Source organism: Rhizobium sp. 2MFCol3.1, from assembly GCF_000377565.1.
Lineage (GTDB): Bacteria > Pseudomonadota > Alphaproteobacteria > Rhizobiales > Rhizobiaceae > Rhizobium.
The window spans coordinates 198,309-221,878 of record NZ_KB898353.1; the positions used below are offsets into that span (position 1 = coordinate 198,309).

General features: G+C 63.7%; 19 protein-coding genes. 13 read left to right on the forward strand and 6 right to left on the reverse strand.

What is annotated here, in order from left to right:
- Positions 1 to 32: 32 nt before the first annotated feature.
- The 11 genes from D460_RS0100940 to D460_RS0100990 all read left to right on the forward strand — a co-directional run bounded on the left by D460_RS0100940 (position 33) and on the right by D460_RS0100990 (position 14,788).
- Complete coding sequence (locus D460_RS0100940; protein WP_018896609.1) at positions 33 to 1,412, forward strand: FAD-linked oxidase C-terminal domain-containing protein; 1,380 nt, start codon at positions 33 to 35, stop codon at positions 1,410 to 1,412.
- Between the two features lie 47 nt (positions 1,413 to 1,459).
- On the forward strand, positions 1,460 to 3,805 hold the full coding sequence (locus tag D460_RS0100945) for a molybdopterin-dependent oxidoreductase (RefSeq protein ID WP_026282652.1): 2,346 nt from the start codon (positions 1,460 to 1,462) through the stop codon (positions 3,803 to 3,805).
- 362 nt (positions 3,806 to 4,167) lie between these two features.
- Positions 4,168 to 5,817 (forward strand): ABC transporter substrate-binding protein, encoded by a 1,650-nt coding sequence (locus tag D460_RS0100950; protein WP_018896611.1) that lies wholly within the window; start codon positions 4,168 to 4,170, stop codon positions 5,815 to 5,817.
- A gap of 34 nt (positions 5,818 to 5,851) precedes the next feature.
- On the forward strand, positions 5,852 to 6,862 hold the full coding sequence (locus D460_RS0100955; protein ID WP_018896612.1) for an ABC transporter permease: 1,011 nt from the start codon (positions 5,852 to 5,854) through the stop codon (positions 6,860 to 6,862).
- Positions 6,859 to 7,704 carry an ABC transporter permease gene (locus tag D460_RS0100960; protein WP_018896613.1) on the forward strand — a complete coding sequence of 282 codons (846 nt, stop codon included), beginning with the start codon at positions 6,859 to 6,861 and terminating at the stop codon, positions 7,702 to 7,704. The genes D460_RS0100955 and D460_RS0100960 overlap by 4 nt, the downstream gene beginning before the upstream one ends.
- The gene (locus tag D460_RS0100965) at positions 7,683 to 9,407 is read left to right on the forward strand and encodes an ABC transporter ATP-binding protein (protein WP_018896614.1); all 1,725 of its coding nucleotides are present in this window, start codon (positions 7,683 to 7,685) and stop codon (positions 9,405 to 9,407) included. The genes D460_RS0100960 and D460_RS0100965 overlap by 22 nt, the downstream gene beginning before the upstream one ends.
- A complete protein-coding gene (locus D460_RS0100970) occupies positions 9,404 to 10,486 on the forward strand; it encodes an LLM class flavin-dependent oxidoreductase (RefSeq protein ID WP_018896615.1) in 1,083 nt (360 codons plus the stop codon). The genes D460_RS0100965 and D460_RS0100970 overlap by 4 nt, the downstream gene beginning before the upstream one ends.
- Before the next feature lie 156 nt (positions 10,487 to 10,642).
- A complete protein-coding gene (locus tag D460_RS0100975) occupies positions 10,643 to 11,746 on the forward strand; it encodes an LLM class flavin-dependent oxidoreductase (protein WP_018896616.1) in 1,104 nt (367 codons plus the stop codon).
- Between the two features lie 107 nt (positions 11,747 to 11,853).
- Positions 11,854 to 13,035 carry an acyl-CoA dehydrogenase family protein gene (locus D460_RS0100980; RefSeq protein WP_018896617.1) on the forward strand — a complete coding sequence of 394 codons (1,182 nt, stop codon included), beginning with the start codon at positions 11,854 to 11,856 and terminating at the stop codon, positions 13,033 to 13,035.
- Positions 13,036 to 13,154: 119 nt separating this feature from the next.
- The gene (msuE, locus tag D460_RS0100985) at positions 13,155 to 13,715 is read left to right on the forward strand and encodes an FMN reductase (protein ID WP_018896618.1); all 561 of its coding nucleotides are present in this window, start codon (positions 13,155 to 13,157) and stop codon (positions 13,713 to 13,715) included.
- A gap of 68 nt (positions 13,716 to 13,783) precedes the next feature.
- Complete coding sequence (locus D460_RS0100990) at positions 13,784 to 14,788, forward strand: C-terminal binding protein (RefSeq protein WP_026282653.1); 1,005 nt, start codon at positions 13,784 to 13,786, stop codon at positions 14,786 to 14,788.
- A gap of 35 nt (positions 14,789 to 14,823) precedes the next feature.
- Here the strand turns inward: D460_RS0100990 and D460_RS0100995 are convergent, their stop codons facing one another.
- Positions 14,824 to 15,927, reverse strand: a complete 1,104-nt coding sequence (locus tag D460_RS0100995) for a saccharopine dehydrogenase family protein (RefSeq protein ID WP_018896620.1) — start codon at positions 15,925 to 15,927, stop codon at positions 14,824 to 14,826.
- 137 nt (positions 15,928 to 16,064) lie between these two features.
- Between D460_RS0100995 and D460_RS0101000 the strand changes: the two genes are divergently transcribed.
- Complete coding sequence (locus D460_RS0101000; RefSeq protein ID WP_018896621.1) at positions 16,065 to 16,496, forward strand: Lrp/AsnC family transcriptional regulator; 432 nt, start codon at positions 16,065 to 16,067, stop codon at positions 16,494 to 16,496.
- A gap of 562 nt (positions 16,497 to 17,058) precedes the next feature.
- On the opposite strand, the gene D460_RS0101005 is transcribed toward D460_RS0101000, so the two are convergent.
- Positions 17,059 to 17,799, reverse strand: coding sequence for an SDR family oxidoreductase (locus D460_RS0101005; RefSeq protein ID WP_018896622.1), 741 nt, complete (start codon positions 17,797 to 17,799; stop codon positions 17,059 to 17,061).
- A 94-nt stretch (positions 17,800 to 17,893) separates the two neighbouring features.
- Entirely contained in the window at positions 17,894 to 18,586 is a 693-nt protein-coding gene (locus D460_RS0101010; RefSeq protein WP_018896623.1) for a type 1 glutamine amidotransferase domain-containing protein, read from the reverse strand.
- A gap of 175 nt (positions 18,587 to 18,761) precedes the next feature.
- Between D460_RS0101010 and D460_RS0101015 the strand changes: the two genes are divergently transcribed.
- Positions 18,762 to 19,673 carry a LysR substrate-binding domain-containing protein gene (locus D460_RS0101015; RefSeq protein WP_026282654.1) on the forward strand — a complete coding sequence of 304 codons (912 nt, stop codon included), beginning with the start codon at positions 18,762 to 18,764 and terminating at the stop codon, positions 19,671 to 19,673.
- Positions 19,674 to 19,725: 52 nt separating this feature from the next.
- Here the strand turns inward: D460_RS0101015 and D460_RS32375 are convergent, their stop codons facing one another.
- The 3 genes from D460_RS32375 to D460_RS0101030 all read right to left on the reverse strand — a co-directional run bounded on the left by D460_RS32375 (position 19,726) and on the right by D460_RS0101030 (position 23,357).
- A complete protein-coding gene (locus D460_RS32375) occupies positions 19,726 to 21,147 on the reverse strand; it encodes a cytochrome c (protein WP_018896625.1) in 1,422 nt (473 codons plus the stop codon).
- Position 21,148: 1 nt separating this feature from the next.
- On the reverse strand, positions 21,149 to 22,744 hold the full coding sequence (locus tag D460_RS0101025; protein ID WP_018896626.1) for a GMC family oxidoreductase: 1,596 nt from the start codon (positions 22,742 to 22,744) through the stop codon (positions 21,149 to 21,151).
- A gap of 70 nt (positions 22,745 to 22,814) precedes the next feature.
- Positions 22,815 to 23,357, reverse strand: coding sequence for a sugar dehydrogenase complex small subunit (locus D460_RS0101030; protein WP_026282655.1), 543 nt, complete (start codon positions 23,355 to 23,357; stop codon positions 22,815 to 22,817).
- Positions 23,358 to 23,570: the final 213 nt, after the last annotated feature.

The following is a 23,570-nucleotide window of genomic DNA, read 5'->3' on the forward strand; positions in this document are numbered from 1 at the left end:
GTTTGCCCTAGACTGTTCCTGCGGAGTTGATCATGTCCCCCACCCTTCCGTCGTCGCTCGGCGAAACACTGCGGCAGCTTTTCGGCGACCGTTTCTCGACGGCGCAGGCGCTTCGCGAACAGCACGGCCGGGGCGAATCCCACCACACGCCGGCGATACCGGATGCCGTGGTGTTTGCTGAGAGCACGGAAGAAGTGGCGCAGATCGTCCGGCTCTGCGCGGCGGATGGCGTGCCTGTCATCGCGTTCGGGGCCGGAACGTCACTTGAGGGTCATCTGACAGCGGTGCGCGGCGGCGTTTCGATCGATCTCTCGCGCATGGCCAATATCTCGCGGGTCAGCGCGGAGGACCTCGATTGCACGGTCGAGGCCGGCGTCACCCGCGAGCAACTGAACACGCATCTCCGCGACATGGGTCTCTTCTTCCCGATCGACCCCGGCGCCAATGCCTCGATCGGCGGCATGGCCGCGACGCGTGCGTCCGGAACCAATGCGGTGCGCTACGGCACGATGCGCGAGAACGTGCTGTCGCTCACCGTCGTGCTTCCCAATGGCCAGATCATCCGCACCGGCGGCCGGGCGCGCAAATCGTCTGCCGGCTATGACCTGACACGGCTCTTCGTCGGCTCCGAGGGCACGCTCGGCATCATCACGGAAGTGACGCTGCGGCTCTACGGCATTCCCGAAACCATCTCCGCGGCGCTCTGCTCATTCGAAACCGTCGAGCAGGCGGTCGCAGCCGCGATCGCGGTCGTGCAGCTCGGCATCCCCGTCGCCCGCATGGAGCTGATGGACCGTGGGCTGATCCAGGCGGTGAACGCCTATTCCGGCCTGTCGCTCAAGATCGAGGACACGCTGGCTTTCGAGTTTCACGGCTCGCCCGCCAGCGTCCAGGAACAGGTCGACATGGTCGCGGCGATCGTCGAGGACAATGGTGGCCGGGATTTCGAGTGGGCCAACGCGCCAGAGGATCGCAACCGCCTCTGGAAGGCGCGCCACAACGCGTTTTACGCCGTCGTGTCGCAGCGCCCGAACGCCAAAGGCTGGTCGTCCGATGTCTGCGTGCCGGTGTCGGAACTCAGCGGCTGCATCGTCAAGACCCGCGAACTGCTTGAGACCTGCAGCGTGCCCGCGGCCATTCTCGGCCATGTGGGAGACGGCAACTACCACGTCGTCTTCGCGGTCGATCCAGACAACCGGGCCGAACTCGAGGAGGTCGCGGCCATCAACAAGAAGATGGTGCGACACGCGATTTCCGTCGGCGGAACGTCGACGGGCGAACACGGCGTCGGCACGGGCAAGATCGCCTATATGCGCGAGGAACACGGCGATGCCGTCGACCTGATGGCCGTGATCAAGAGCGCCATCGATCCCCGGAACATCATGAACCCCGGCAAGATTCTTGCGAAATAAGTCCTGCATTTTTCTTCAACCGGCCGCGATGGCGAGGGCGTTTCGACATGAATGCGTTTAAACCTCACAGCTCTCACTGGGGCGCGTTTTCCGGCCGAATGGCCGATGGCCGGCTGGAGATAAAGCCTCATCCTGATGATCCGCATCCGTCGCCGTTGCTGGGCAATCTGGCAGCGATCGCCGATAGCCCTGTGCGCATCAGGCGACCGGCCGTGCGGCGGGGCTGGCTTGAGGGCAGGCCCGGCCACGCGCAAAGGCGCGGCGCCGACGACTACGTCGAAGTCAGCTGGTCAGAGGCGGCGGATCTCGTCGCGGCAGAGCTTCGCCGGGTTTACGAGAGCTTCGGCCCAACGGCCGTCTTCGGTGGTTCCTACGGTTGGGCGAGCGCCGGGCGTTTCCATCATGCGCAGAGCCAGATCCACCGCTTCCTCAACCTGCTCGGCGGCTACGTGCGTTCCGTCAACACCTACAGCTCCGGCGCGGCGATGGTCATCATCCCGCATGTGCTCGGCCCCTACGACAGTTTCGACCGCAAGAGCGTTACCTGGGATGCGATCGAGCGCAGCAGCGAGCTGGTCGTCGCCTTCGGAGGCATGGCGATCAAGAATGCCGATGTGCACGGCGGCGGCATCAGCAACCATGTCGTGCTGCCGAAGCTGAAAGGAGCAAGCGCCCGCGGCGCGCGTTTCGTGCTCGTCAGCCCCTTGGCCGATGATTTTCCGTCAGAGGTGAACGCCGAGTGGATGCCCGTCGTTCCCGGCACCGACGTGGCCTTGATGCTGGGCCTCGCCCATGTGCTTGTCAGCGAGAACCTGCGCGATCGCCAGTTTCTCGACCGCTACACCGTCGGCTACGACCGCTTTGAGGATTATCTCCTCGGCCGCGCGGACGGCACGCCGAAGACCGCCGAATGGGCGGCCTCGATCTGCGGCATCGGCGCTGACGCCATCCGCGACCTCGCGCACGCCATGGCGCGATCCAGGACACTGATCACCGTCAGCCATTCGCTGCAACGCGCCGACTTCGGCGAGCAGCCGGTCTGGATGGGGATCGTGCTTGCGGCCATGCTCGGGCAAATCGGACTGGATGGCTGCGGCTATTCCTATTCGCTCGGCGCCCTCGGAAATATCGGCAAGAAGCTTCTCGCCGTGCCGCTGCCGACGCTCAACCAGTTCAAGAACCCGGTGCCCGATTTCATTCCCTGCGCGCGGATCGTCGACATGCTGCTCGGCCCGGGCGAAGCGTTTCACTATAACGGCCAGGCTCTTCGCTATCCCGATATCCGCCTTGTCTACTGGGCGGGCGGCAATCCGTTTCATCACCACCAGGATATCAACCGGCTGCGCGCGGCGTTCCGGCGGCCGGAGACGATCATCGTGCATGAATCGGCCTGGACCTCGACGGCGCGACATGCCGACATCGTGCTGCCGGCGACCACGACGCTGGAGCGCGACGACATAGGTGCTGCGGATCGCGACCAGCTGATGATCGCGATGAAGCGCCTGATCGAGCCGGTTGGCGAAGCCAGGGACGACTACGCGATTTTTGCCGAGATATCGCGGCGGCTCGGCAAGTTCGAGCTTTTCACCGAAAACCGTACGAGCCGCGAATGGCTGGCCTTTCTGTTCGAGACGACGCGCCAGGCGCTCGCCGCCGGCGGCCACGAGGCGCCGGATTTCGAGACATTCTGGCAGCGGGGCGAATTGCGTCTTCCCATAAAGCCCGACGATGGCGGCCCAGCGAACGGGTTCCGGCACGATCCAGACGCCTCCCCGCTGCAGACACCGTCGGGAAAGATCGAAATCTTCTCCGAGACGGTCGCGCGCTTCGGCTACGACGATTGCGGCGGCCATCCACAATGGTATCCCCCGGGCTCGAGAGGAGAGGCCGGGGACGAAGCCCGCTACCCCCTGCACCTAATCTGCAATCAGCCCTACCAGCGCCTGCATAGCCAGCTGGACTACGGCGCCTTCAGCCGCTCGACGAAGATCGACGGTCGCGAGCCGATCCGGATCAATCCCGCCGATGCGGCCGCGCGCGGGATTTCGGACGGCGATATCGTCAGGCTGTTCAACGGGCGCGGCAGCTGCCTCGCCGCCGCCATCCTCAGCGACGACGTGCGGCCGGGCGTGATGCAGCTTGCGACCGGCGCCTGGTTCGAGCCCGCCGATCCTGAAGCGGAAACCACCATGTGCATTCACGGAAACCCGAATATTCTGACGCGCGACATCGGCACGTCGAAGCTCGCGCAGGGCTCGACTGGACAGATCACGCGGGTGGAACTTGAGCGCTTTAACGGCCCGTTGCCGCCGGTGCGGATCTTCGAGCCGATGCGCTTCGTGGCGCGCGAAGACGATGCCGCGATCAGGGCCGCGCTCGACGATCGGACGTGAGGTCCGCTCTTGGAAAACACCCTGAAACACCAATCCATACAGCATCCAGAATCCCGGCAAATTAATCTATAAATTCCATAGAAAAAGAATAACTAGTCTTTCTCCAGCGGGATGCGCTGCTAGGCTGTCGGTCATGAACTTGAAGCCGAAACGAGGGAGCTTTTGATGACCGACACAAAGACGAGAACGCACGGTCAGCGCGCGATGTGCTCCACCATGCCGGCCCGATAACGCCGGGCTTTACGCCCGCGCCTATCGCCCATGCACCCTTACAAGTCGCGGCACTTAGCCGAGGCCTCGCGCCCGCGCGTCTCCGCGACCCGACGCATAACCAAGATATCACTCCATCATCTGGATCACCCATGACCGAACGTTCCTCCCTGCTTTCCCTTTCCCGGCGCCGCCTGCTGATCACCACATCCGTGGCCGCGGGCGCAGCGCTTGTTGCCTCGGCAACCCGTTTCGCGCAGGCCGCCGACGCGCCGCGCGAGGGTGGCGACATCACCTTTCTGATCGATTCCCTCGGCGACACCTGGATCCCGAACAACAGCGCGATCTCCAGTTTTCAGGGCCATATCTGGGGCCACGTCACCGACAAGCTGCTCTACGTCGACCAGGACGGCAAGGTCAGCCCCTGGCTGGTGGAGCGTTGGGAGCAGAATGACAAGGCAACCGAATTCACGCTTCATCTGAAGAGCGGCGTGACCTTCTCGGACGGAGCGCCGCTCGATGCGGCAGCCGTCGTCGCCAATCTCGATATCTGGTATGCAGGCCGCAAGAACGAAGGCATCAATCCGATCGGCCTCTTCCCCAAGACCTATGACCACGCCGAGGCCGTTGATGCAGGCACGGTGAAGGTCTTCTTCAAGAAGCCGACGCTCGGCTTCATACCGACGCTCGGCTATCACGGCTCGATCCTGATCTCTCCCAAGAGCATCGCGCTGCCGGCAGCTGAGCAGGCCGACCTCAGCAAGACCGCCGGCAGCGGGCCCTTTGTGGTGGAAAGCTGGAAAGAGGGCGACCACGTCACGCTGGTCAAGCGCAAGGATTACAACTGGGGACCGCAGGCCGTCGGCCACACCGGCCCCGCCTTCCTCGATTCCATCACCTACAAGCTGGTGTCGGAACCATCCCTCCGGGTCGCCTCGGTTCAATCCGGCCAGGCCGACATCGCCTACAACGCCTCTCCCCAGGAATTGAAGTCGCTGAAGGACGAGGGTTTCACCATCGCCACGCCGCGTTATCTCGGCTTCGTCAACGGCTGGGCCGTCAACACCAAGCTGGCGCCCTATGACGACGTCAAGGTTCGCCAGGCCCTGCAGGCCGGCATCAACCGCCAGGAAATCATCGACACCGTCTATACGCCGGACTGGAAGCTGGCGACGTCCTTCATCCAGAGCAACGTACCGGGCGCCACCGACCACAGCGATCTTTTGAGCTACAATCCCGAGAAGGCCGAAAAGCTGCTCGACGAGGCAGGTTGGGCGAAGGGTGCCGACGGAATTCGCAGCAAGGACGGCAAGCCGCTGGTGCTGACCATCCATTCCAATCCCTATCTCGCCACCTCCAAGTCCGTCGACGAACTGATCGCCCAACAGCTCGGCAAGATTGGCTGGAAGGTCGCCATCCGCGCCTATGACGTCGTGACTTTCGGCGAAAAGGTGAAGTTCGGCGGCGCCGCCGTCCCGACCTACGAGGTGACGCGCAGCTTCATCGACGCCGGCACGGTGGCCAGCATCCTGACGAACGCGAACAACGGCGAGAACTGGTTCGCGCTCGACGACCGCGACACCAAGCTCAACGAGCTGCGCGACAAGATCGCCGGCGCCGGTTCCATCGACGAGCGCAAGCCGCTCCTCGACGACCTGCAGCAATATGTTCTCGACCAGGGCTACTTCATCCCGCGCACGCAGATCGTCCAGCGCATCTACGTGCAGTCGCCGAAGCTGAAGGGCGAGGTCTACAACGGCGTCGCCTATGCCAGCTACTACACGGCCTCGCTCGTCGGCTGACGCGCGAGACACCTGAAACATGTGAGGCATCGGCATGAACAATGTCTACCTAACCTACGCCGCCAAACGGCTCGGCCAGGCTGCCGTCGTCATCCTGCTGGCCTATGTCTTCACCTTCGTGGTCGTCAGCATCCTGCCTGGCGACCCGATCACCAGCGTCCTGCGCAACCCGCAGAACGGCTTCAGCGAAGAAGAGATCGCCGAGATCATCGCCGCGCAGGGCCTCGACAAGCCTGTGATCGTGCAGCTTTGGAACGCGCTTTCCGGCTTCCTGACCGGCGATCTCGGCATGTCGATGCGCTCCAACAGGCCGGTCGCCACCCTGATCAGCGAGGTGCTGCCCTCGACGCTCATCCTGGCGGCGGCCGGCCTCGCGGTCGCCTTGGTGCTCGCCATGGCGGTCGCCTACGGCACCCGCTTCGTGCCCAAGCGGTTCGGACAGGGGCTGTTACGCGGCTTTCCGTCGCTCTTCCTCTCCGTACCGAATTTCGTCATCGGTCTGGTGCTGATCCACGTCTTCGGCTTCCAGCTCGGCCTCTTCCGGGTGATCAACCCCGACAGCGCCTGGGCGACCTTCTTTGCCGCTGTCGCACTTGGCATTCCCGTCTCCGCGCAGATCGCCGAAGTTCTGATCGCCAATCTCGACAAGGAAGCGGAGCAGGAATACGCCGCCGTTGCCCGCAGCCGCGGCATCGGCCAGATGCGCCTCTTCGTCCGGCATCTCCTCAAGCCCGCCTCGTTGCCCGTCGTCACCGTCGTCGCGCTGACCATAGGCGAGTTGCTTGGCGGCTCGCTGATCACCGAGACCGTGTTCGGACGCACCGGCGTCGGCAGTCTGGTACAGCGATCGGTGAGTACGCAGGACTTGCCGGTGCTGCAGGCGATCGTCTCGCTCGGCGCTGTCGTCTTCGTGCTCGTCAACCTGATCGCCGATCTCCTCTACCCGCTGCTTGATCCTCGCGTGAAACTCCTCGGGGCCACGAAGCGTCGCCCGACAACGGCCGATGACAGCGCGCTCGGCACGACAACGGCGGTGCATCCATGAGCCTCGTTTCCAATCTCTCCCTCTCGAACGCAGGCTCCGGTCGGCTCGCCGCTCTGCGCCTCTCTGCCACCGTCGTGCTGTCATTGGCGATCATCGCGATCGTTATCGGATGGTCGATCGCGCCGCAGCTGTTTACCAGCCATAGCCCTGTTGTCGGCGTGCCCGCCGACAAGCTGTTGGGCCCGAGCTTCGCGCATTGGTTCGGAACGGATCATCTCGGCCGCGATGTCTATGCCCGCGTCGTCTTCGGCACCGCCTCTTCGGTCTCCAGCGCGCTCGTCGCCGTCGTGATCGGCGTCGTGGCAGGCGGGCTGATCGGCCTGGTCGCGGGTTTCCTCGGCGGATGGGTCGATATCGTCTTCGCACGGCTGGTCGATGTGTTGCTCTCCATTCCCAAGTTTCTGCTGGCAGTCATCGTGGTGACGGCCATCGGCTTCGAGACCATCAACGCCGCCATCGCGACCGGTGTCTCGGCCGTCGCCTTCTTCGCGCGCGTCACGCGCTCGGAGGTCATCAAGACCCGGCAGTCGACCTTCGTCGAGGCCTCGTTCCTGGCGGGCGGTTCGCGCTGGTACATCCTCTTGCGCCATGTGCTTCCGAACGCCTCGCGCTCGGTGCTGCCGCTCGCCGTTCTGCAATTCGGCGAGTCTATCCTCGTCATCGCCAGCCTTGCCTTCCTCGGCTACGGCGACCCGCCGCCAGCTTCGGATTGGGGCCTGCTGATCTCGATCGGCAAGGATTATCTCAAATGGCCCTGGCTCGTTTATGCACCCGCTTTCGTCACGATCGCGACCGTCCTCTCTGTGAACAGGATCAGCCGATGGCTTCGCAAAACAGACTGAACACCGCCTTCATCGCCCACCAGGACGCCCTTGTCGCGACCAGCGCGGCACCGCTCCTGGCCGTCGAAAATCTCTCGGTGTCCTATGGACGCCAGGAGGTCGTCCATGGCGTCGATTTCGAACTTGGGCAAGGCAAGAGCCTGGCGCTCATTGGCGAATCCGGATCGGGCAAATCGACGATCGCGCGCGCCGTGTTGCGGCTGCTGCCCAGCGGCGGCGCGGCGAATGGGAAGATCGTGTTCGGCGGCAAGGACATACTCGCGCAATCCGAGCGCCAGTTCCGGCCGCTTCGCGGGCGCAAGATCGGTTTCGTGCCGCAGGACCCGGGCAACGCGCTCAATCCCGTTCGCAGCATCGGCGTGCAAGCGATGGAGGCCGCGGCGCTGACCGACGAACCCAATGCGGCAATCCGCAAGGCGCTTATCCTTGAAACCTTCGCGCAGGTCGGCCTCGACAATCCCGCCCGCGTCTACGAATCCTACCCGCACCAACTTTCCGGCGGCATGCTGCAGCGTGTGCTGATCGGCCTCGCGGTGCTGCCCCGCCCCACGCTTCTCGTCGCCGACGAGCCGACCTCGGCGCTCGACGTCACCATCCAGAAACGGATCCTCGATCTGCTGTCTCGCCTGCAGCACGAGCTCGACATCAGCCTCCTCCTCATCACCCACGACCTGGCGATCGCCGCCGAGCGCGCGGATTCGCTGGTCGTCCTGAAGAACGGTACCGTGCAGGAAGCGGGCAGGACATCGACGGTCTTCGCCGCGCCGGCATCCGACTATGCCCGCAAGCTGCATGCCGACGTCCCGGCCCTCAATCCGAACCGCTACGCCAGGCTTCGCGACCCCGGCCTCGCGCTTCTCAAGGACAGCAGCCGCGCGCCGAAAATTACCGTCGGCGGCGTGACGAAGCGGTTCACGGTCGACGGCAAGACGCTGACGGCGGTGGACGACATCTCCTTCGAGGTTCCCGCTGGAACTACGCATGCGCTGGTCGGCGAATCCGGCTCCGGCAAGACGACCACCATCCGGCTGCTTCTCGGACTGGAGGAGCCCGACAGCGGCGCGATCACCGTCGCCGGCGAAACGGTGACCGGTCAAAGCCGGACCGCGCTGCGCTCCGTGTGGCGCCACCTGCAGCTCGTCTACCAGAACCCGTTCACCTCGCTTGACCCGACCTGGAAGGTCGAGCACCTCGTTCGCGAACCGCTCGACAGGTTCAAGATCGGCACGTCTGGGGAGCGCGACCTTCGCGTTCGCGAGGCCCTGGCCGATGTCGGGCTTGGCGAACATCTGCTGGGCCGCAAGCCGGGCGCACTGTCCGGCGGCCAGCGCCAGCGTGTTGCGATCGCCAGATCTCTGGTGCTGAGGCCTGATGTCATCGTGCTCGACGAACCCACCTCCGCGCTCGACGTCAGCGTCCAGGCCGATATCGTCGAGGTGCTTTTGTCGCTGCAGGCAAAGCTTGGCCTGACCTATGTCTTCGTCTCGCACGATCTGGCTCTGGTCCGCCAGCTCGCGCACTCCGTCTCGGTCATGCGGCAGGGCCGTATTGTCGAGCATGGAACGGTCGCCGAGATCTTCGGCGCGCCGAAGGATCCCTACACCGCGTCCCTGCTGGAATCGATCCCCGCGGGGATCGCCGAAGCCGCCCCCGCGCCGCGCGGCAAGCTCCGGCAAGTCAAGCGTCAGGAGCAAATCGCATGACCATCGCCGCATCCGCCAACACTGTGCCTGTAGGCTTCCGGCCGAAGCAACGGCTGGGTTTCAACACGCGCGTGTCGTTCAGCGACGACACCGGGCCGGCGCGGGGCCTGAAGGATGGTATCGAGCTGTTCAGGCAGGCCGAGGCGCTCGGCTACCAATCGGGCTGGGCCTACCAACGGCACTTCGACCACTATCTGTCCTCGCCGCTTCCGTTCTTTGCCGCCGCCGGCCAGCACACCAGCCGCATCACGCTAGGCTCGGCGGTGATCCCGATGCGCTACCAGGACCCGATCCTGCTTGCCGAAGCGGCGAGCACCACGGATCTCCTGATCGGCGGCCGGCTGGAGCTCGCGATCTCCACCGGCGCGAACGCCGCCTTCGACGCCGTGTTCGGGACCACCGACACCGATGCGCGCACCGAAGCCAAGCGCCGCCAGGCACGGTTTCTCGCGGCGATCTCGGGCGAGGTGCTTCATACGGTGACCGAAGCAGGCCAGGGTGCCCCTGAAGGCGCCGAGCTGCGGGTGACGCCGCACAGTCCGACATTGCGGGCGCGTATCCGCCAGGGCTCGGCGAGCCTGAGCTCGGCCGTGCAGGCAGCGGAACTCGGCATCGGCCTGATCTCGGGAACCGTGCTGCACGATCTCGACGAGGGCGAGACCTTCGGCCAGTACCAGGCCCGGATCATCGAAGCCTACCGGTCGACCTGGCGCAGGCTCTGGAAGACCGAACCGCCTCCGGTCGCCGTCGCAGCCTCGATCCTTGTCGGAACCAGCGCCGAACTGCGCGAGAAATACGCCGCCTACGATCTCGAGCGGCGAACCAAGGGCATTGCCGCATCGCGCCCCAACGGCGCGCTCGCGCCGCCGACCCAACCCGCCAATCTCAGGATCTCGCCGGTGTTTCAAGGCTCGCCCGACGAGGTGATCGACGCCGTCTTCAACGACCCAGGCCTTGCGGCCGCCGATGAGCTGGTGCTGTTTCTTCCCCCCTCCTTCGGCCTTGCCGACAACATCAAGCTGTTGACCGACCTTTCCCGCACGGTCGCGCCAGCGCTTGGCTGGACGCCCAGCTTTTAGCCCAGGCAGAACACACATCACGACCACCGCCTTCACTCAAAGCCGCACGGCAGCAAAATATTCTATCTTTTCTATAGAAATAGAAATGCCTCTCTTCATTCTCAATTCGCCACTGCTTAACGTCCAAGCACTGGCCGTCACCATCAAGGAGCTCCCATGACTGCGGAATTCATCAGCGTAAGCTTTCCAAACGCGTCGAACGACCTGCACCCGCTGCCGGATGCGCCCGTCGACCCGCTCTTTCTGGAACGCTACGCACGCGCCCTTGACGACTACGGCTTCAACTACACCCTTATCCCCTACTCCTCATCGTCCTTCGATCCCTTCACGCTCGGCGCCACGGTGCTGGCGCATACCAAGAACATCAAGATCATTGTCGCGCTGAGGCCGAACACGGTCTATCCGACCGTGGCGGCGAAATCGCTCGCGACGCTCGATCAGCTGAGCGGCGGCCGCGTGGTCGTCCACTTCATTGCCGGCGGTAGCGACGATGAGCAGGCGCGTGAAGGCGACTTCCTCAATAAGGAAGAGCGCTATGAGCGGCAGGAAGAGTATATTCGCATCTTGCGCCTTGCCTGGACATCGAAGGAACCCTTCGACTTCGACGGGAAATACTATCAGTTCAAGCAGTTCCGCAGCGCCGTTCGTCCCACCAACGGTCTCATCCCGATCTCGCTCGGCGGTTCCTCGGATGCGGCCTATCGCATCGGCGGCTCGCTCTGCGACATCTTCGGGCTCTGGGGAGAGCCGCTCAAGGAAACCAAACAACAGATCGACCGGATTTACGCCGAAGCCGTGAAGGCCGGCCGCACGGATCGTCCCCGCATCTGGGTCACCTTCCGCCCGATCGTCGCCGAAACCGACGAACTCGCCTGGGAGAAGGCCCACAAGGTTCTCGATCAGCTGACCGCCAACCGCCAGAAGGGCCTGGCGCGCGCGCCGATCAACGCGACGCCGCCAGCCAATGTGGGCTCGCAGCGCCTGCTCGATATCGCTGCTCGCGGCGACGTGCATGACCGCGCGCTCTGGTATCCGACGGTGACCGCCACGAATGCAAGCGGCGCGACCACCGCGCTCGTGGGTTCGCCGCGCACCATCGCGGATTCGATCCTCGACTATATCGACCTCGGCGCCGACCTGATCTCGATCCGTGGCTATGACAATTTCAACGATGCGGTCGACTACGGGCGCTACATCCTGCCGCTGGTGCGCGAGGGCATCCGCGAGCGGGAAAACGCCAAGAAGAAGAACGCCGCATGATGCATGCGGTCCGGCTACAGCGCCGGACCGCAGCTCTTTCAGCGTCCGCCTTAAAAGCATCCTCACGAGATATCGAGGATGCTCTCCGACAGCCAGAAGGCCTCAGCATGCCCTATAACCAGATCGCCCTTGATGACACTGTACGGATCCTCGCGGAAGCCGCACCCGAAGCCGATCAGACGGGCCAGTTCCCCTGGACCGGCATTCGTGCCGTCCATGAAGCCGGACTGCTCGAAAGCACGGTTTCCAGCCGCTATGGCGGCAAAGGCGGTACGCTGAGCGATGCCGCCCATATCCTCGCGGCACTTGGCCGGGGCGATCCATCAGTTGCCTTGATCAGCGCCATGACGATCTTCAATCATCTCGGCCAGGCGACCAAGAGCCACTGGCCTGACGATCTCTATCGGCGTCTGCTGGCCGAGGCGAAGGAGCGTCCGCTGCTCCTCAATGCCGCACGCGTCGAGCCGGAACTCGGCTCGCCCGCCCGCGGCGGCCTTCCCGCCACCGTCGCCCGCCGCACGCCAAACGGCTGGGCAATCACCGGCCGCAAGCGTTTCGTGACGGGCGCGCATGGGCTAACCCATTTCCTCGTCTGGGCGCACACGGACGAGCTTTCCGCCCGCGTCGGGACATTCGTTGTTCCGAACGGTCTGCCGGGTATTCGCATCATCGAAAACTGGAAGAGCCTCGGCATGCGCGCAACGGGCTCGCATGACGTCGAATATATCGATGTCGAGGTTCCCGCGGAAAACGCGCTGGAACTGGTCGACCCGTCGGTCGCCCAGCAGGATAACCGCGCTCACGCCGCGATGAACCTCGCGCTGACCGCGATCTATCTCGGCGCCGCCGAAGCCGCGCAATCGGCCTTCATCCGCTTTGCGCATGAACGCATTCCCACCAACCTCGGCCACCCGATCGCGCGGACAGAGAGGTTCGTCACTCTCTCGGGCGAAATCGACCTTCTCGTTTCCGGCGCCCGCGAGCTCATCTTCGGCGCACTGGCATCGACGGATGGCGCTGCCGAAAGACTGATCCGGGCCCGCCTGATCGCCGGCCGCCAGCTGCCCGAGGCGGTCCAGCTCGCCGTGCGCGGCCTTGGAAACCCTGGTCTCAATGCCGATCTCGGCATCGAGCGGCATTTCCGGGACGTTCAATCGGTGCTGGTCCATGCGCCGCAGGAGGACACGTCGATCTCGATGCTGGGCCGCGCCGCCTATCAGAAATGGGACGCCGAGGAGGCCGCTCGCTTGGAGCGCTCCCCGGCCGTACCGGTGCTCAAGACGGCATAGCGAGAGGCCCTCGCGGCATCTCGATATCCTCCTGCACCTGAAACATCTGCATGTGCGGACCGGCATTCAGGCCAGTCGCACCCCTCGAATAAGCGGGAAGGCCCGTGAAAGGAACTTTGATGAGCAACGATCTTATTGTCGGCTTCTCGGGCAATATCACCCGCCCCTCGAGCACCAAGCGCTTCGTCGAAAGCGTTACGGCGTCGCTGGCTGAGCGCGCGGGTCTGGAGCATGTGGTGTTCGACATCGAGGATTTCGGCCCGGCGCTGGCGACCGCACGCTCGATTGCCGACCTCGATGCCAAGGCCCAGGCGGTGATCCGCACGATCATCGAGGCGGACGCCCTCGTCATCGGCTCACCGACCTACAAGGGAAGCTACACCGGCCTCTTCAAGCATGTGATCGACCTGCTCGATCCGGCCGACCTGCGCGGCAAGCCGATCATTCTGACGGCGACCGGCGGCGGCGACCGTCATGCGCTGATGGTCGAACACCAGCTCCGTCCGCTGTTCGCCTTCTTCGAGGCCTTTGTCGTTCCGACCGCCGTCTATGCCTCGAGCCGGGACTTCACCGATGGCGCCCCCTCGCCCGCGATCACTGGCCGCGTCGAACAGGCGCTGATCCAGGCAGCCGCCCTGGTGCGCACCCGCTCCGCACCCACGGCGATCGCCGCGGAATAGTCGACCGTTACCGCATCTGGCGATGCGTTTCTTCGAGATGTCAAGGCAGAGCCAGAGGCGGACAAGGCATGGCGGGACAACGGAAATACGTGGTCGGCATCACCGACCATATGTTCGGCACGCCTGACCTCGAGGCGAAGCTGTTGGGCGACGAGGTCGAGATCGACTACTTCGCGACCACAGATGAAACGCAGTTTTCGCCGGAGCGCCTTGCCCGTCTGGACGCGCTCATGGTCTGGGGCGCGCGGCTCGGGGCGAGCAGCATCGCCCATCTTGCGCGCTGCAAGGGCGTGGTGCGCTATGGCGTCGGCTATGAGAAGATCGATCTGCCGGCGCTTTCGGCAGCCGGCATCCCGTTTGCGAACAATCCCGACTACGGCACCGAGGAAGTGGCCGACCACGCCGTCGCGATGATGCTCTCGCTGCACCGACGGCTGTGGGAACACGATGCCCGCGCTCGCGGCTACACATCCGGCTGGCAAGTTCACAGCCTGAAGCCGCTCGCGCGCTCCAACCGTGCGACGGTCGGCGTCATCGGAGTCGGGCGGATCGGCACGGCTGTCGTCAACCGCCTCAAGCCTTTCGGCTTCCGCATCCTGGGCTACGATCTCGGCCAGCCGCGCGGCCATGAAAAGGCGATCGGCTACGAGCGCGTCGACCGGCTCGACGAACTCCTCGCCGAGGCGGATATCGTGACGCTCCACTGCCCGGTTAATGCCGAAACGCGGGGTCTTCTGGACGCCGAGACGCTGTCGCGGCTGAAGCGTGGAGCGATCCTCGTCAACACGGCGCGCGGCGAGCTGCTCGATGATCTCGACGCGCTTGAGACCGCGCTGCGAACCGGCCATCTGGCGGCAGCCGCGATCGACACACTGGCCGAGGAGCCGCCACAAAACCATTCGCTTCTGACGGCGTGGCGCAACAGGGACGATTGGCTCGCGGGGCGCCTGGTGATCACCCCCCACAACGCCTTCTACTCCGATCACGCCGCAATCAAGATGCGCCACAACGCGGCGATGACGGTGAAGATCCTGCTGGAGGAAGGTCATCTCAGAAATCGCGTGCGGGAATAATCCACTCCCGCACGGCCTGATGCCCTTCGATGGCGTTAGGCGTTTTCGCGGCGCTTGGCCGGCTCGACGCCGTAGGCGCGGCCGAAGCGATTGGCGAGGAAGTCGTCGAGCGAGATCTCTTCCTGTCGCACGAAGCCCTTCTGCGGCAGCTTGCCGTTGGCCAGCAGATCGAGCACCGCCGTGATGCCGGCGGCCGTGGTGATCTGGATCGCGCTCATGCGCTTATCCGCGACCATGCCGGCATAGACCTTGTTGGCGTAGGTTTCCTGCAGGTATCGGCCGTCCTTCCAGCCGCAGACGGTCACGAAGACGACGACGACGTCCTGCATGGTGGCGGGCAGTGCGTTTTCGAACAGATCCTTCAGCACGTCACGGCGGTTCTTCAGGTTGAGATCGTGGAGCAGCGCCTTGATAATCGCCTGATGGCCGGGGTAGCGGATCGTCCGGTAGTTCATCGTGCGAACCCGGCCCTGCAGCGTTTCCGCCAGCGTGCCGAGGCCTCCCGAGGTGTTGAAAGCCTCGTAAGTCACGCCATCGAGCGAAAACTCCTCGCGCTCTTCCATCGCCGGAACGTTGATGAGCTTGCCTTCGACGATCGCCTCGCACGGCTCGATATATTCGTTGATCAGCCCGTCGGTGCTCCAGGTGAGGTTATAGTTCAGGGCATTGGACGGATATTGCGGCAGGGCACCGACGCGCATGCGCACACTGTCGAGGCTGTCGAAGCGCTTGGCGAGATCATTGGCGACGATGGAGATGAAGCCCGGCGCCAGGCCGCATTGCGGAATGAAGGCCGTATCGGCGCCATCGGCGAGCGTCTTGACCATGCGGGTCGTCGCCACGTCTTCGGTCAGATCCAGGTAGTGAACGCCGGCATCCACCGCGGCCTCGGCGACCTTGCCGGTCAGATGGAACGGCGCAGCGGAAAGCACCGCGAACTTGCCCTTCAGCACGTCGACGAGGGCGGCATGATCGGCGATATCGACGGCCATGACGGAGATTGCCGGATGACGGTCGATCTTCGCCAGCTGCTGCTCGTCCCGGTCGGCCACGACGACCCGGTAGCTGCCGCTATCCGCCAGCATCAGAGCGATGGCACCGCCGATTTTCCCAGCGCCGACAACCACGATGACCTTCATATGAATCCCCTGCTATTTGCCTATCTGTTTTTTATAAGTGTAGGCTTGGCTTGGTTGATTCATAGCGTCGAAATTGTCATTTCGATGCTAGTATCTTAGCAAAGTGCCGTACCAGATCGACGAAGTGCGAGAAACCGATGCAACTGACCATCAAGGACCGGGAACTGCTTGCCCTGCTTGGCGAAAACGCCCGAACACCGGTCGCGGCACTCGCCAAAAAGCTGTCGCTCTCAAGGACGACGGTGCAGGCGCGGCTCGAACGGCTGGAGCGCGAGGGGGTCATTACGGGCTACGGTGTCAGGCTGTCGGCGGAATATTCGTCCAGCCTGATCAAGGCCCACATCCTGATCACCATCGCGCCAAAGGCGCTCTCCGAGGTTGTCGCCGCGCTCGGCAAGATCCAGGCGGTGACGACGCTGCACTCCGTCAGCGGCTCGTTCGATCTGATCGCCATCATCGTGGCGCCTGCCATCACCGAACTCGACCAGCTCATCGACGAGATCGGCACGATCAACGGTGTCGAACGAACCCTGTCCTCCATCATTCTGTCGACGCGGATCAGCCGATAACCTGGCTGCAAGCCGTGACCTGTGTGACCGAGGCCGCTCGCCGAGGCAGCCAGGCTCCCGGTGAACAGACGCACCAAATCCCCACGCCGCCCGAAAGCCCGTGTCTCCACCATGCACTTCGCTCGGACGGGGCGCTGGAAATCACCTCGATAGAGTAAAAAATATGGTGCCTTCCAGCACCCCGTTCGGCGGTTTATGAACGCAACTCCGGTCTCTCTGCCTTCTCGCCCAACTTCGCGACGAGACCATGTGTGCCTCACAGGCACGTCCGGGCTCAACTCGGGCCCGTCTTGCGACGGAACCCGCCGTCACCGGAGGGAGACCATTTTCTGCGAACCCCGGATGAGAGAGCTTGCGTCCTCCTCAAACACCCAGCGCCGATCCCGGCTCGCCGGCACGCCTGCCGGTGTATCCAATGACGGGACGCCGACAGTGTAGGGCGGGGTTTTCGAGGCGGGGAAAATTGAGGGCGTAATTTTGCTTAAGCTGTCTATTTTTAACGACCCAAGCACAGCAGGCGCCGGGGTAAACCGGCGTCTGTGATCATCCGAGGGAAGGACGATCAGAATTCCTGCGCTGTCGGGCGCAGGACGATCTCGTTGATATCGACATCATCAGGCTGTTCGATCGCAAAGGCGATCGCGCGCGCCACCGATGATGCGGGGATCGCCATCTCGTAGAACTGCTGAACGCCATCCTTGGCGGTTCCGGTCGTGCCGTGCTTGAGTTCGCTTTCGACGGCGCCCGGCTCTATCGACGTGACGCGCACCGCGCTACCGACTTCGGCACGAAGGCCTTCCGAGATCGCGCGCACCGCAAACTTGGTGCCCGAATAGACGGTGCCGCCGGGTGCGAAGACCTTGATGCCGGCAACCGAGCTGAGGTTGATGACATGGCCGGATTTCTGCGCGAGGAAGAGCGGCAGTGCGGCGGCGATGCCGTAGAGCGTGCCCTTGATGTTGACATCGATCATCGCGTCCCACTCGTCGGTGTTGACCTCGGCCATCGGCCGGATCGGCATGATACCGGCATTGTTGATGATGACGTCGAGCTTGCCGAAATCGCGGACGACGGCGTCGACCGTGGCCTGAACCTGCTTCCTGTCGGTAACGTCCATGCCATAGGCGCGGATATTGCCGCCCTGTGCGGTGGCTTCACCAACGATAGCCTCCAGCTTATCCAGCCGGCGCGCGGCGATCGCGACCTTGGCGCCCTTGGCCGCCAGCGTGCGCGCCACTTCGGCGCCGATGCCCGAGCTGCCGCCAGTGATGAGGACGACCTTGCCTTCAATGTTCGAGCTCATGATTGTCTCCTTGTATCCTTGAATTGGGATCGTTGAATTGAGACGCCGGCCGAACGCGCGGCCAGCGCAAATAGGGGAAGAAAGCGGCCTATGATCAGGCCTTGCTTGCCGCCTTCAGATTGGAGATCAGCACGCCGGCGGTGGCAACCGAGGATCCCGGGTTCTGGCCGGTGATCAAAAGGCCATCCTGCACGGCATAGGACTGCCAGTCGCCAACCTTGGAATAGAGACCGCCTTCGTTCTTCAGCATGTCCTCTACGAGGAAGGGCACGATGTTGGTGAGACCGACGGCGTCTTCTTCGCTATTGGTGAAGCCGGTGACTTTCTTTCCGGCGACGAGCGGCTTGCCATCGGCCGATTTGACGTGGCGCAGGACGCCGGGAGCGTGGCAGACGAAGGCGACGGGCTTGCCGGCGGCATACATTTTTTCGATCAGCGCGATCGAATTCCTGTCCTCGGCCAGATCCCAGAGCGGACCATGACCGCCTGGATAGAAGACGGCGTCGAAATCGCCCTGGCTCACCGTCGAAAGCTGAACAGTGTTGGCGAGCACCTTCTGCGCCGCGGCATCGCTGTTGAAGCGGCGGGTCTCGGCGGTCTGGAAATCCGGTTCGTCGCTTTTCGGATCGAGCGGCGGCTGGCCGCCCTTGGGCGAGGCGACCGTGATATCGGCGCCGGCCTCGAGGAAGGCGTAGTAGGGCGCGGCGAACTCTTCGAGCCAGAACCCGGTCTTCTTGCCGGTGTTGCCGAGTTCGTCATGCGAGGTGAGTACCATCAGGATCTTCATAGTGATCTCCTTGCCGCGTTGCGCGCAGCCTTGAAAAGGGTTGACCGCGTGTTGCGATCAACACGCCCGGCCGACAGGTTGTTCCCTGTCTGGACAAAACGGATCATGCACCCGCTCCAGAAATTTTTGAAATTTATTTAGTTGATTTCAGTTATTCACAATGGATTATAACTGGATGCAATATGACCTGAACCTCCTTCCCGTTTTCATGGCGCTCTTCGAGGAGCGCAACGTGACGCGCGCGGCCGAACAGCTCGGCATCACGCAACCCGCCCTTTCGAACGCGCTGAAGCGGCTGCGCGAGACGATGCGCGATCCGCTTTTCGTGCGCGAACGCTATGGCATGCAGCCGACGCAGATGGCGCAGGACCTCGCGCCGGTGATCGGCGCGGCGCTGGGCGCCATCGACGAAGCCGTTCGCGGCCAGCAGAACTTCGATCCCTCGAAGGCCGACCGGCTGTTCCTGATCGCGCCGAACAGTCTTGTCGAATTCGTGCTGATGCCGGCGATCGTGGCACGGCTCAGGGAAATCGCGCCGGGCATCCGCCTGCGCCTGGCGCCCTTCGGAAACGACCTCACCGAGGCCGGCGTGGTCTCCGGGACGACGGCGATGGTGATCGGGCGGATCACCGACCCGCCCGACAATCTCGTCGTGCAGCATCTGATGGACGATGGGCTTGCCTGCGTGGTGAGGGCCGATCACCCGCTGGTGGGAGAGCGATTGACGAAGGCGGCCTACGAAAAGCTGCGGCACGTCAACGTCTTGCCGCCCGGGCGGCTGCGCGCTGGCCTGTTCCGCACGCTCGAGGAGCGGGGACTGAAGCGCGACGTGGCGGTGTCCGTGACGCACTTCCTGGCCGTGCCGGAGATGATCGCCGCGACGGATTACTGCGCGACCTTGCCGCGCCTGATCTGCCGGCATCTCGCCGACGACAAAAGACTGAGAGTGGTGGAGCCGCCTGTCGATCTTGGAACCTTCCCGGTCGAAATGGCCTGGCATGTGCGCTATCGCAACGATCCCGCGCATCGCTGGCTGCGCACGCTGATCGCCGACATGGCACGCGAACTGGCCGCCGCGCCGCGATAGAAATGAAAGCGCCCTTTCAACGGGGTCGAAAGGGCGCTTTCTTGTTTCTCGATCAGGCCGCGACCGGCTTCCTGCGCAGGAACAGTGCAAGCAGCAGGATGACAATAATGGCAGCCACGCATGCGCCGCCCCACATCAGCCAGGGGGTCGCCTTGATCAGCAGCGGGGTCTCCCCGCCATTGCGCAATGTGACGACGTCCTGTTCGCTTACCTTCAGCGTATCATTGCCGAAGCGCGCCAGAACATAGTTCGATACGGCGGCGATCTGTGCGTTGGTCAGCTGGTTCTTGAAGGCCGGCATCGCCACGGTGACGTCGTTCGTCGGGCGGTGAATGCCCTCGACGATCGCCATGACCAGATTGCTTGCCGTCAGGCCGCCGGTTGCGCGGTTGCTGGTCAGCGACGGATAGAACTGGTCCTCCGTGCCCGAGCCGTTCAGCTGGTGGCAGGTCGCGCAGGCGCTGACATAGAGCTCCTGGCCATCGACGGACGAACCGTTCTGCATGGCGGCGGGCGACCGGTCGATCGCGTAGTCGAGCTTGGCGATATCATCCGGCTTCGGATCCTTGTGCGCGAAGGCCGGCACGGTCTGACCGGCGGCGCGGATCGGCGGCACCGTCTTCAAATATACGGCCATCGCCGTCAGGTCCTCATCCGGCATATGGCGGAAGCTGTGTTCGACAGCCTCGGCCATCGGGCCTGCCGCCTGCGATTTGCCGACGGCATTGCCGTGCTTCAGATAGGCGACGATTTCCTGCGTGTTCCAGCCGCCGATACCGCTGATCGGATCAGACGTGATGTTCGGCGCATGCCAGCCACCGACATCGCCGCCGCCGAGATACTGGCCGGCATCTTCGGCCATGAAGGTATTGCGCGGAGTGTGGCAAGCGCCGCAGTGGGCGAGCGCATCGACCAGATACTTGCCGCGCTCGGCGGCACCCGGCGCGACCGCGGCGCTATCGAACGGCGTGGCGCGGTTGAACAGGAGGTTCCAGCCGAACATCGCGATGCGCTGGTTGAACGGGAAGGGCAGCGTCGTCTTGGCCGACGGCGCTTCGTCCACCGGCGCGACGTCGTGGGTGAGGTAGGTGTAGAGCGCGTGGATGTCCTCATCCGTCATGCCGCGATAGGCGGTGTACGGCATGGCAGGATAAAGATGGCCGCGAGGCGCGACGCCGTTTCGGACCGCATCGGTGAACTGCGCTTCCGTCCAGTTGCCGATGCCGAACTCCTTGGAGGGCGTGATGTTCGGCGCGACGATCGGGCCCATCGGGGAGGCGATCGTGTAGCCGCCGGCAAAGGGCTTGCCGTCCGGCGCCGCCGTCCTGTGGCAGGCCATGCAGTCGGACGCGGTGGAGACGGCATGTCCGCGCTCGATCAGGGCCTTGAGGTCTGCATCCTGGGAGAAGGTCGGCATCGCGGAGAAGACGAGCGCGCCGGCGGCGGCCGAGAGCGAAAGGATCGTGTTGCGCATCTCAGACCTCCTTGGAGATGATGTCGGCGGTGCGCAGGCCGAGCGCGATACCGGCAAGCGTCGGGTTGAGCACGCTCGACGACGGCAGGAGGCCGGTCGTCGACAGGAACAGGTTGTCGTGATCCCAGGTGCGGCCCTCGTGGTTGGTCACCGAGGTATTGGAATCGGCGCCCATCATCACGGTGCCCATGACGTGGGCATGGTTCTGCCAGCCGGTCTTGTCGTTGATGACCTTGCCGCCCATGGCGCGCACGAACGTGCCGTAGTCTTCCATGCACAGATCGCGTGCCTTTTCGACATACTCGTCGCCGTCGAGATCGTAGTTGAAGGAGAGCGTCGGGATACCGAGCGCATCCTTCTTCGTCGTCGATAGCGTCACGCGGTTGGTGGCGCGCGGAAGAGTCTCGAACATGCTTTCGATCACCACCCAACGGGCGGAGAGATGGCGGATCTGCTCGTCGAGCTCCGGGCCGACGACGCCCTGCTTGATCAGCATTTCGGCGACGTCGCGGTTGGGAACGTTGTTGTGCGGCGCATGCTTGATGGCGGAGTGCTGGCCGCGCCAGTCGCCGTCACGCCACTTGAAGATCGCACCCTGCTGCACCTGGCCGCGACCGGGCCAGAGCGGCTCGTCGGCGGTGAAGATCAGGCTGATGCCGGAGTGGTCCATCAGGTGGCGGCCAACCATGTCGTTGGAATTGGCGACGTCGGAGAGAAGCAGCAGCTTCGGCGTCTCGATGCCGTTTGCCGCAACGATGAAGGCCTTCGCGGTCAGTCTGACATCAGCGCCCTTCGATGAACGGTAGTGGACGGCAACGATCTTGCCACCCTCGCCCTTCTCCAGCTTGTAGGCCGTCGCATCAGTGATGATCTTGGCGCCGGCGTCCTGCGCGTGGCGGGCATGCACATCGCCAGAATACATTGCCCCAATCGGACAGACGGGCATGCAGTTGTTGTTGCCCGAGCAGGCCGGACGGCCGTCATAGGGCTTGTTTGTGCGGCCGTTCGGCTCGTGGATGAAGTTGTAACCTTCGGCGCCGATGCGCTCCTTCAGCCGCTGGAAGTAATAGGTCTCGCCTTCGGCCGTGACCGGATAGGGCTTGGAACGCGGCGGGTGCGCGGCACCGCCGTGGCCGGACTGATCGTCGGTATCGCTGCCAGCGACGCCGAGATTATACTCGGCCAAGTCGTACCAGGGCTCAAGGTCGGAGTATTCCATCGGCCAGTCATTGCTGACGCCGTAGAGCGACTTCATCTTCATGTCGTTCGGCAGGAAGCGCCAGGTCGCCGCCGCCCAATGCCACGTCGTGCCGCCCACCAGCTGCAACTGATAGGGGACGTAGTGAAAATTGCCGGTGTTTTCGATGTAATCCTTGTCGAAGGACGACATCGCCCAGGGGAATGTCGGATACGGATCGTTGAGGTTGTTCTTGCGCGGTGAGGAGCGGAAGTTCTCGACGATCTTCCAGCGCGGGATCCACTCACCCGTTTCGAGGATGATGACGGACTTGCCGCGTTGGGCGAGCAGATGCGCGGCGTTGCTGCCGATCGCGCCGGAGCCGATGACGATGACGTCGGCGTCGTATTGGGTAGCCATGACAATATCCTGGGCTGGCCGGTCCCTGACGGGGCCAGCTTATCAATGAGTTGAATTGGGGGCGGGAGGGTTAGTCGGTAGCGAGGCTTGCCGGCGGTTCTACCCAGTAGTTGGTGTGTCCGCGTGCATAGGTGGGAACGATGGTGACGTCCTTGGTCGGCTCGTACATCAGCGCGCCGGCAAAGGCGACGAAGCGGGCATCGTCATGATTGGCTTCGCCTTCGGGGGTGCCGGTGTAGCCGAGATACCAGGCCGAGATGATCTTCATCGCGGTGGGCGACAGATCCGGATGGGCGGCGGCGAACTCCTTGAAGTTGCGCATGTCGGTGAGACCGGCTTGCTCCATCGCCTGGCTGAGCTTGAGGGCCGCTGCCGGAAACGATGCATCCTCGGCCGAAAGGGCCGCGAATGCGCGCGCCGAGATCTGCGCATCGAGTGCGGCGCGGTTGGTCAGGCGCTGCGAAAGCGCCAGGAAGGCCTTCTCGTCGATCGCTTCCTGCGCGAAAGCCGCGCCGGGACAGATGCCGAACGCGGCAGCTGTGACACCCGCGATGCCCAGGCCGAGCACACTGCGCCTGCCGAGCTTCAAAGTTGATAGTGATTTGTCTTCCATATGCCGTGTCCCGACGAACGCCTGAAACAACGGCAACCTCGATTTGCATCGACGATGCCGTTATCGCGTCCGAGAATTTGGTTTTGCCCGTTGGCGAATTCGCAGCACCCGCGACAAGATGTCTTGTGCACTGCGACAAAAGGACTAATGCGGCGACCGCAATGCAGCAACAACGTTCCTTGATGGAAGTCCATCAAGTTTGCTCATTGTCAA

What these genes read in the sequence shown, in the direction of transcription:
- D460_RS0100945 (WP_026282652.1), top strand. Translation starts at nt 1,460, where the DNA reads ATGAATGCGTTTAAACCTCACAGCTCTCACTGGGGCGCGTTTTCCGGC.
- D460_RS0100980 (WP_018896617.1), top strand. Translation starts at nt 11,854, where the DNA reads ATGCCCTATAACCAGATCGCCCTTGATGACACTGTACGGATCCTCGCG.
- D460_RS0101025 (WP_018896626.1), bottom strand. Translation starts at nt 22,744, where the DNA reads ATGGCTACCCAATACGACGCCGACGTCATCGTCATCGGCTCCGGCGCG.
- D460_RS0101030 (WP_026282655.1), bottom strand. Translation starts at nt 23,357, where the DNA reads ATGGAAGACAAATCACTATCAACTTTGAAGCTCGGCAGGCGCAGTGTG.
- D460_RS0100965 (WP_018896614.1), top strand. Translation starts at nt 7,683, where the DNA reads ATGGCTTCGCAAAACAGACTGAACACCGCCTTCATCGCCCACCAGGAC.
- D460_RS0100940 (WP_018896609.1), top strand. Translation starts at nt 33, where the DNA reads ATGTCCCCCACCCTTCCGTCGTCGCTCGGCGAAACACTGCGGCAGCTT.
- D460_RS0101015 (WP_026282654.1), top strand. Translation starts at nt 18,762, where the DNA reads ATGCAATATGACCTGAACCTCCTTCCCGTTTTCATGGCGCTCTTCGAG.
- D460_RS0100990 (WP_026282653.1), top strand. Translation starts at nt 13,784, where the DNA reads ATGGCGGGACAACGGAAATACGTGGTCGGCATCACCGACCATATGTTC.
- D460_RS0101010 (WP_018896623.1), bottom strand. Translation starts at nt 18,586, where the DNA reads ATGAAGATCCTGATGGTACTCACCTCGCATGACGAACTCGGCAACACC.
- D460_RS0100970 (WP_018896615.1), top strand. Translation starts at nt 9,404, where the DNA reads ATGACCATCGCCGCATCCGCCAACACTGTGCCTGTAGGCTTCCGGCCG.
- D460_RS0101005 (WP_018896622.1), bottom strand. Translation starts at nt 17,799, where the DNA reads ATGAGCTCGAACATTGAAGGCAAGGTCGTCCTCATCACTGGCGGCAGC.
- D460_RS0100975 (WP_018896616.1), top strand. Translation starts at nt 10,643, where the DNA reads ATGACTGCGGAATTCATCAGCGTAAGCTTTCCAAACGCGTCGAACGAC.
- msuE (WP_018896618.1), top strand. Translation starts at nt 13,155, where the DNA reads ATGAGCAACGATCTTATTGTCGGCTTCTCGGGCAATATCACCCGCCCC.
- D460_RS0100950 (WP_018896611.1), top strand. Translation starts at nt 4,168, where the DNA reads ATGACCGAACGTTCCTCCCTGCTTTCCCTTTCCCGGCGCCGCCTGCTG.
- D460_RS32375 (WP_018896625.1), bottom strand. Translation starts at nt 21,147, where the DNA reads ATGCGCAACACGATCCTTTCGCTCTCGGCCGCCGCCGGCGCGCTCGTC.
- D460_RS0100995 (WP_018896620.1), bottom strand. Translation starts at nt 15,927, where the DNA reads ATGAAGGTCATCGTGGTTGTCGGCGCTGGGAAAATCGGCGGTGCCATC.
- D460_RS0101000 (WP_018896621.1), top strand. Translation starts at nt 16,065, where the DNA reads ATGCAACTGACCATCAAGGACCGGGAACTGCTTGCCCTGCTTGGCGAA.
- D460_RS0100955 (WP_018896612.1), top strand. Translation starts at nt 5,852, where the DNA reads ATGAACAATGTCTACCTAACCTACGCCGCCAAACGGCTCGGCCAGGCT.
- D460_RS0100960 (WP_018896613.1), top strand. Translation starts at nt 6,859, where the DNA reads ATGAGCCTCGTTTCCAATCTCTCCCTCTCGAACGCAGGCTCCGGTCGG.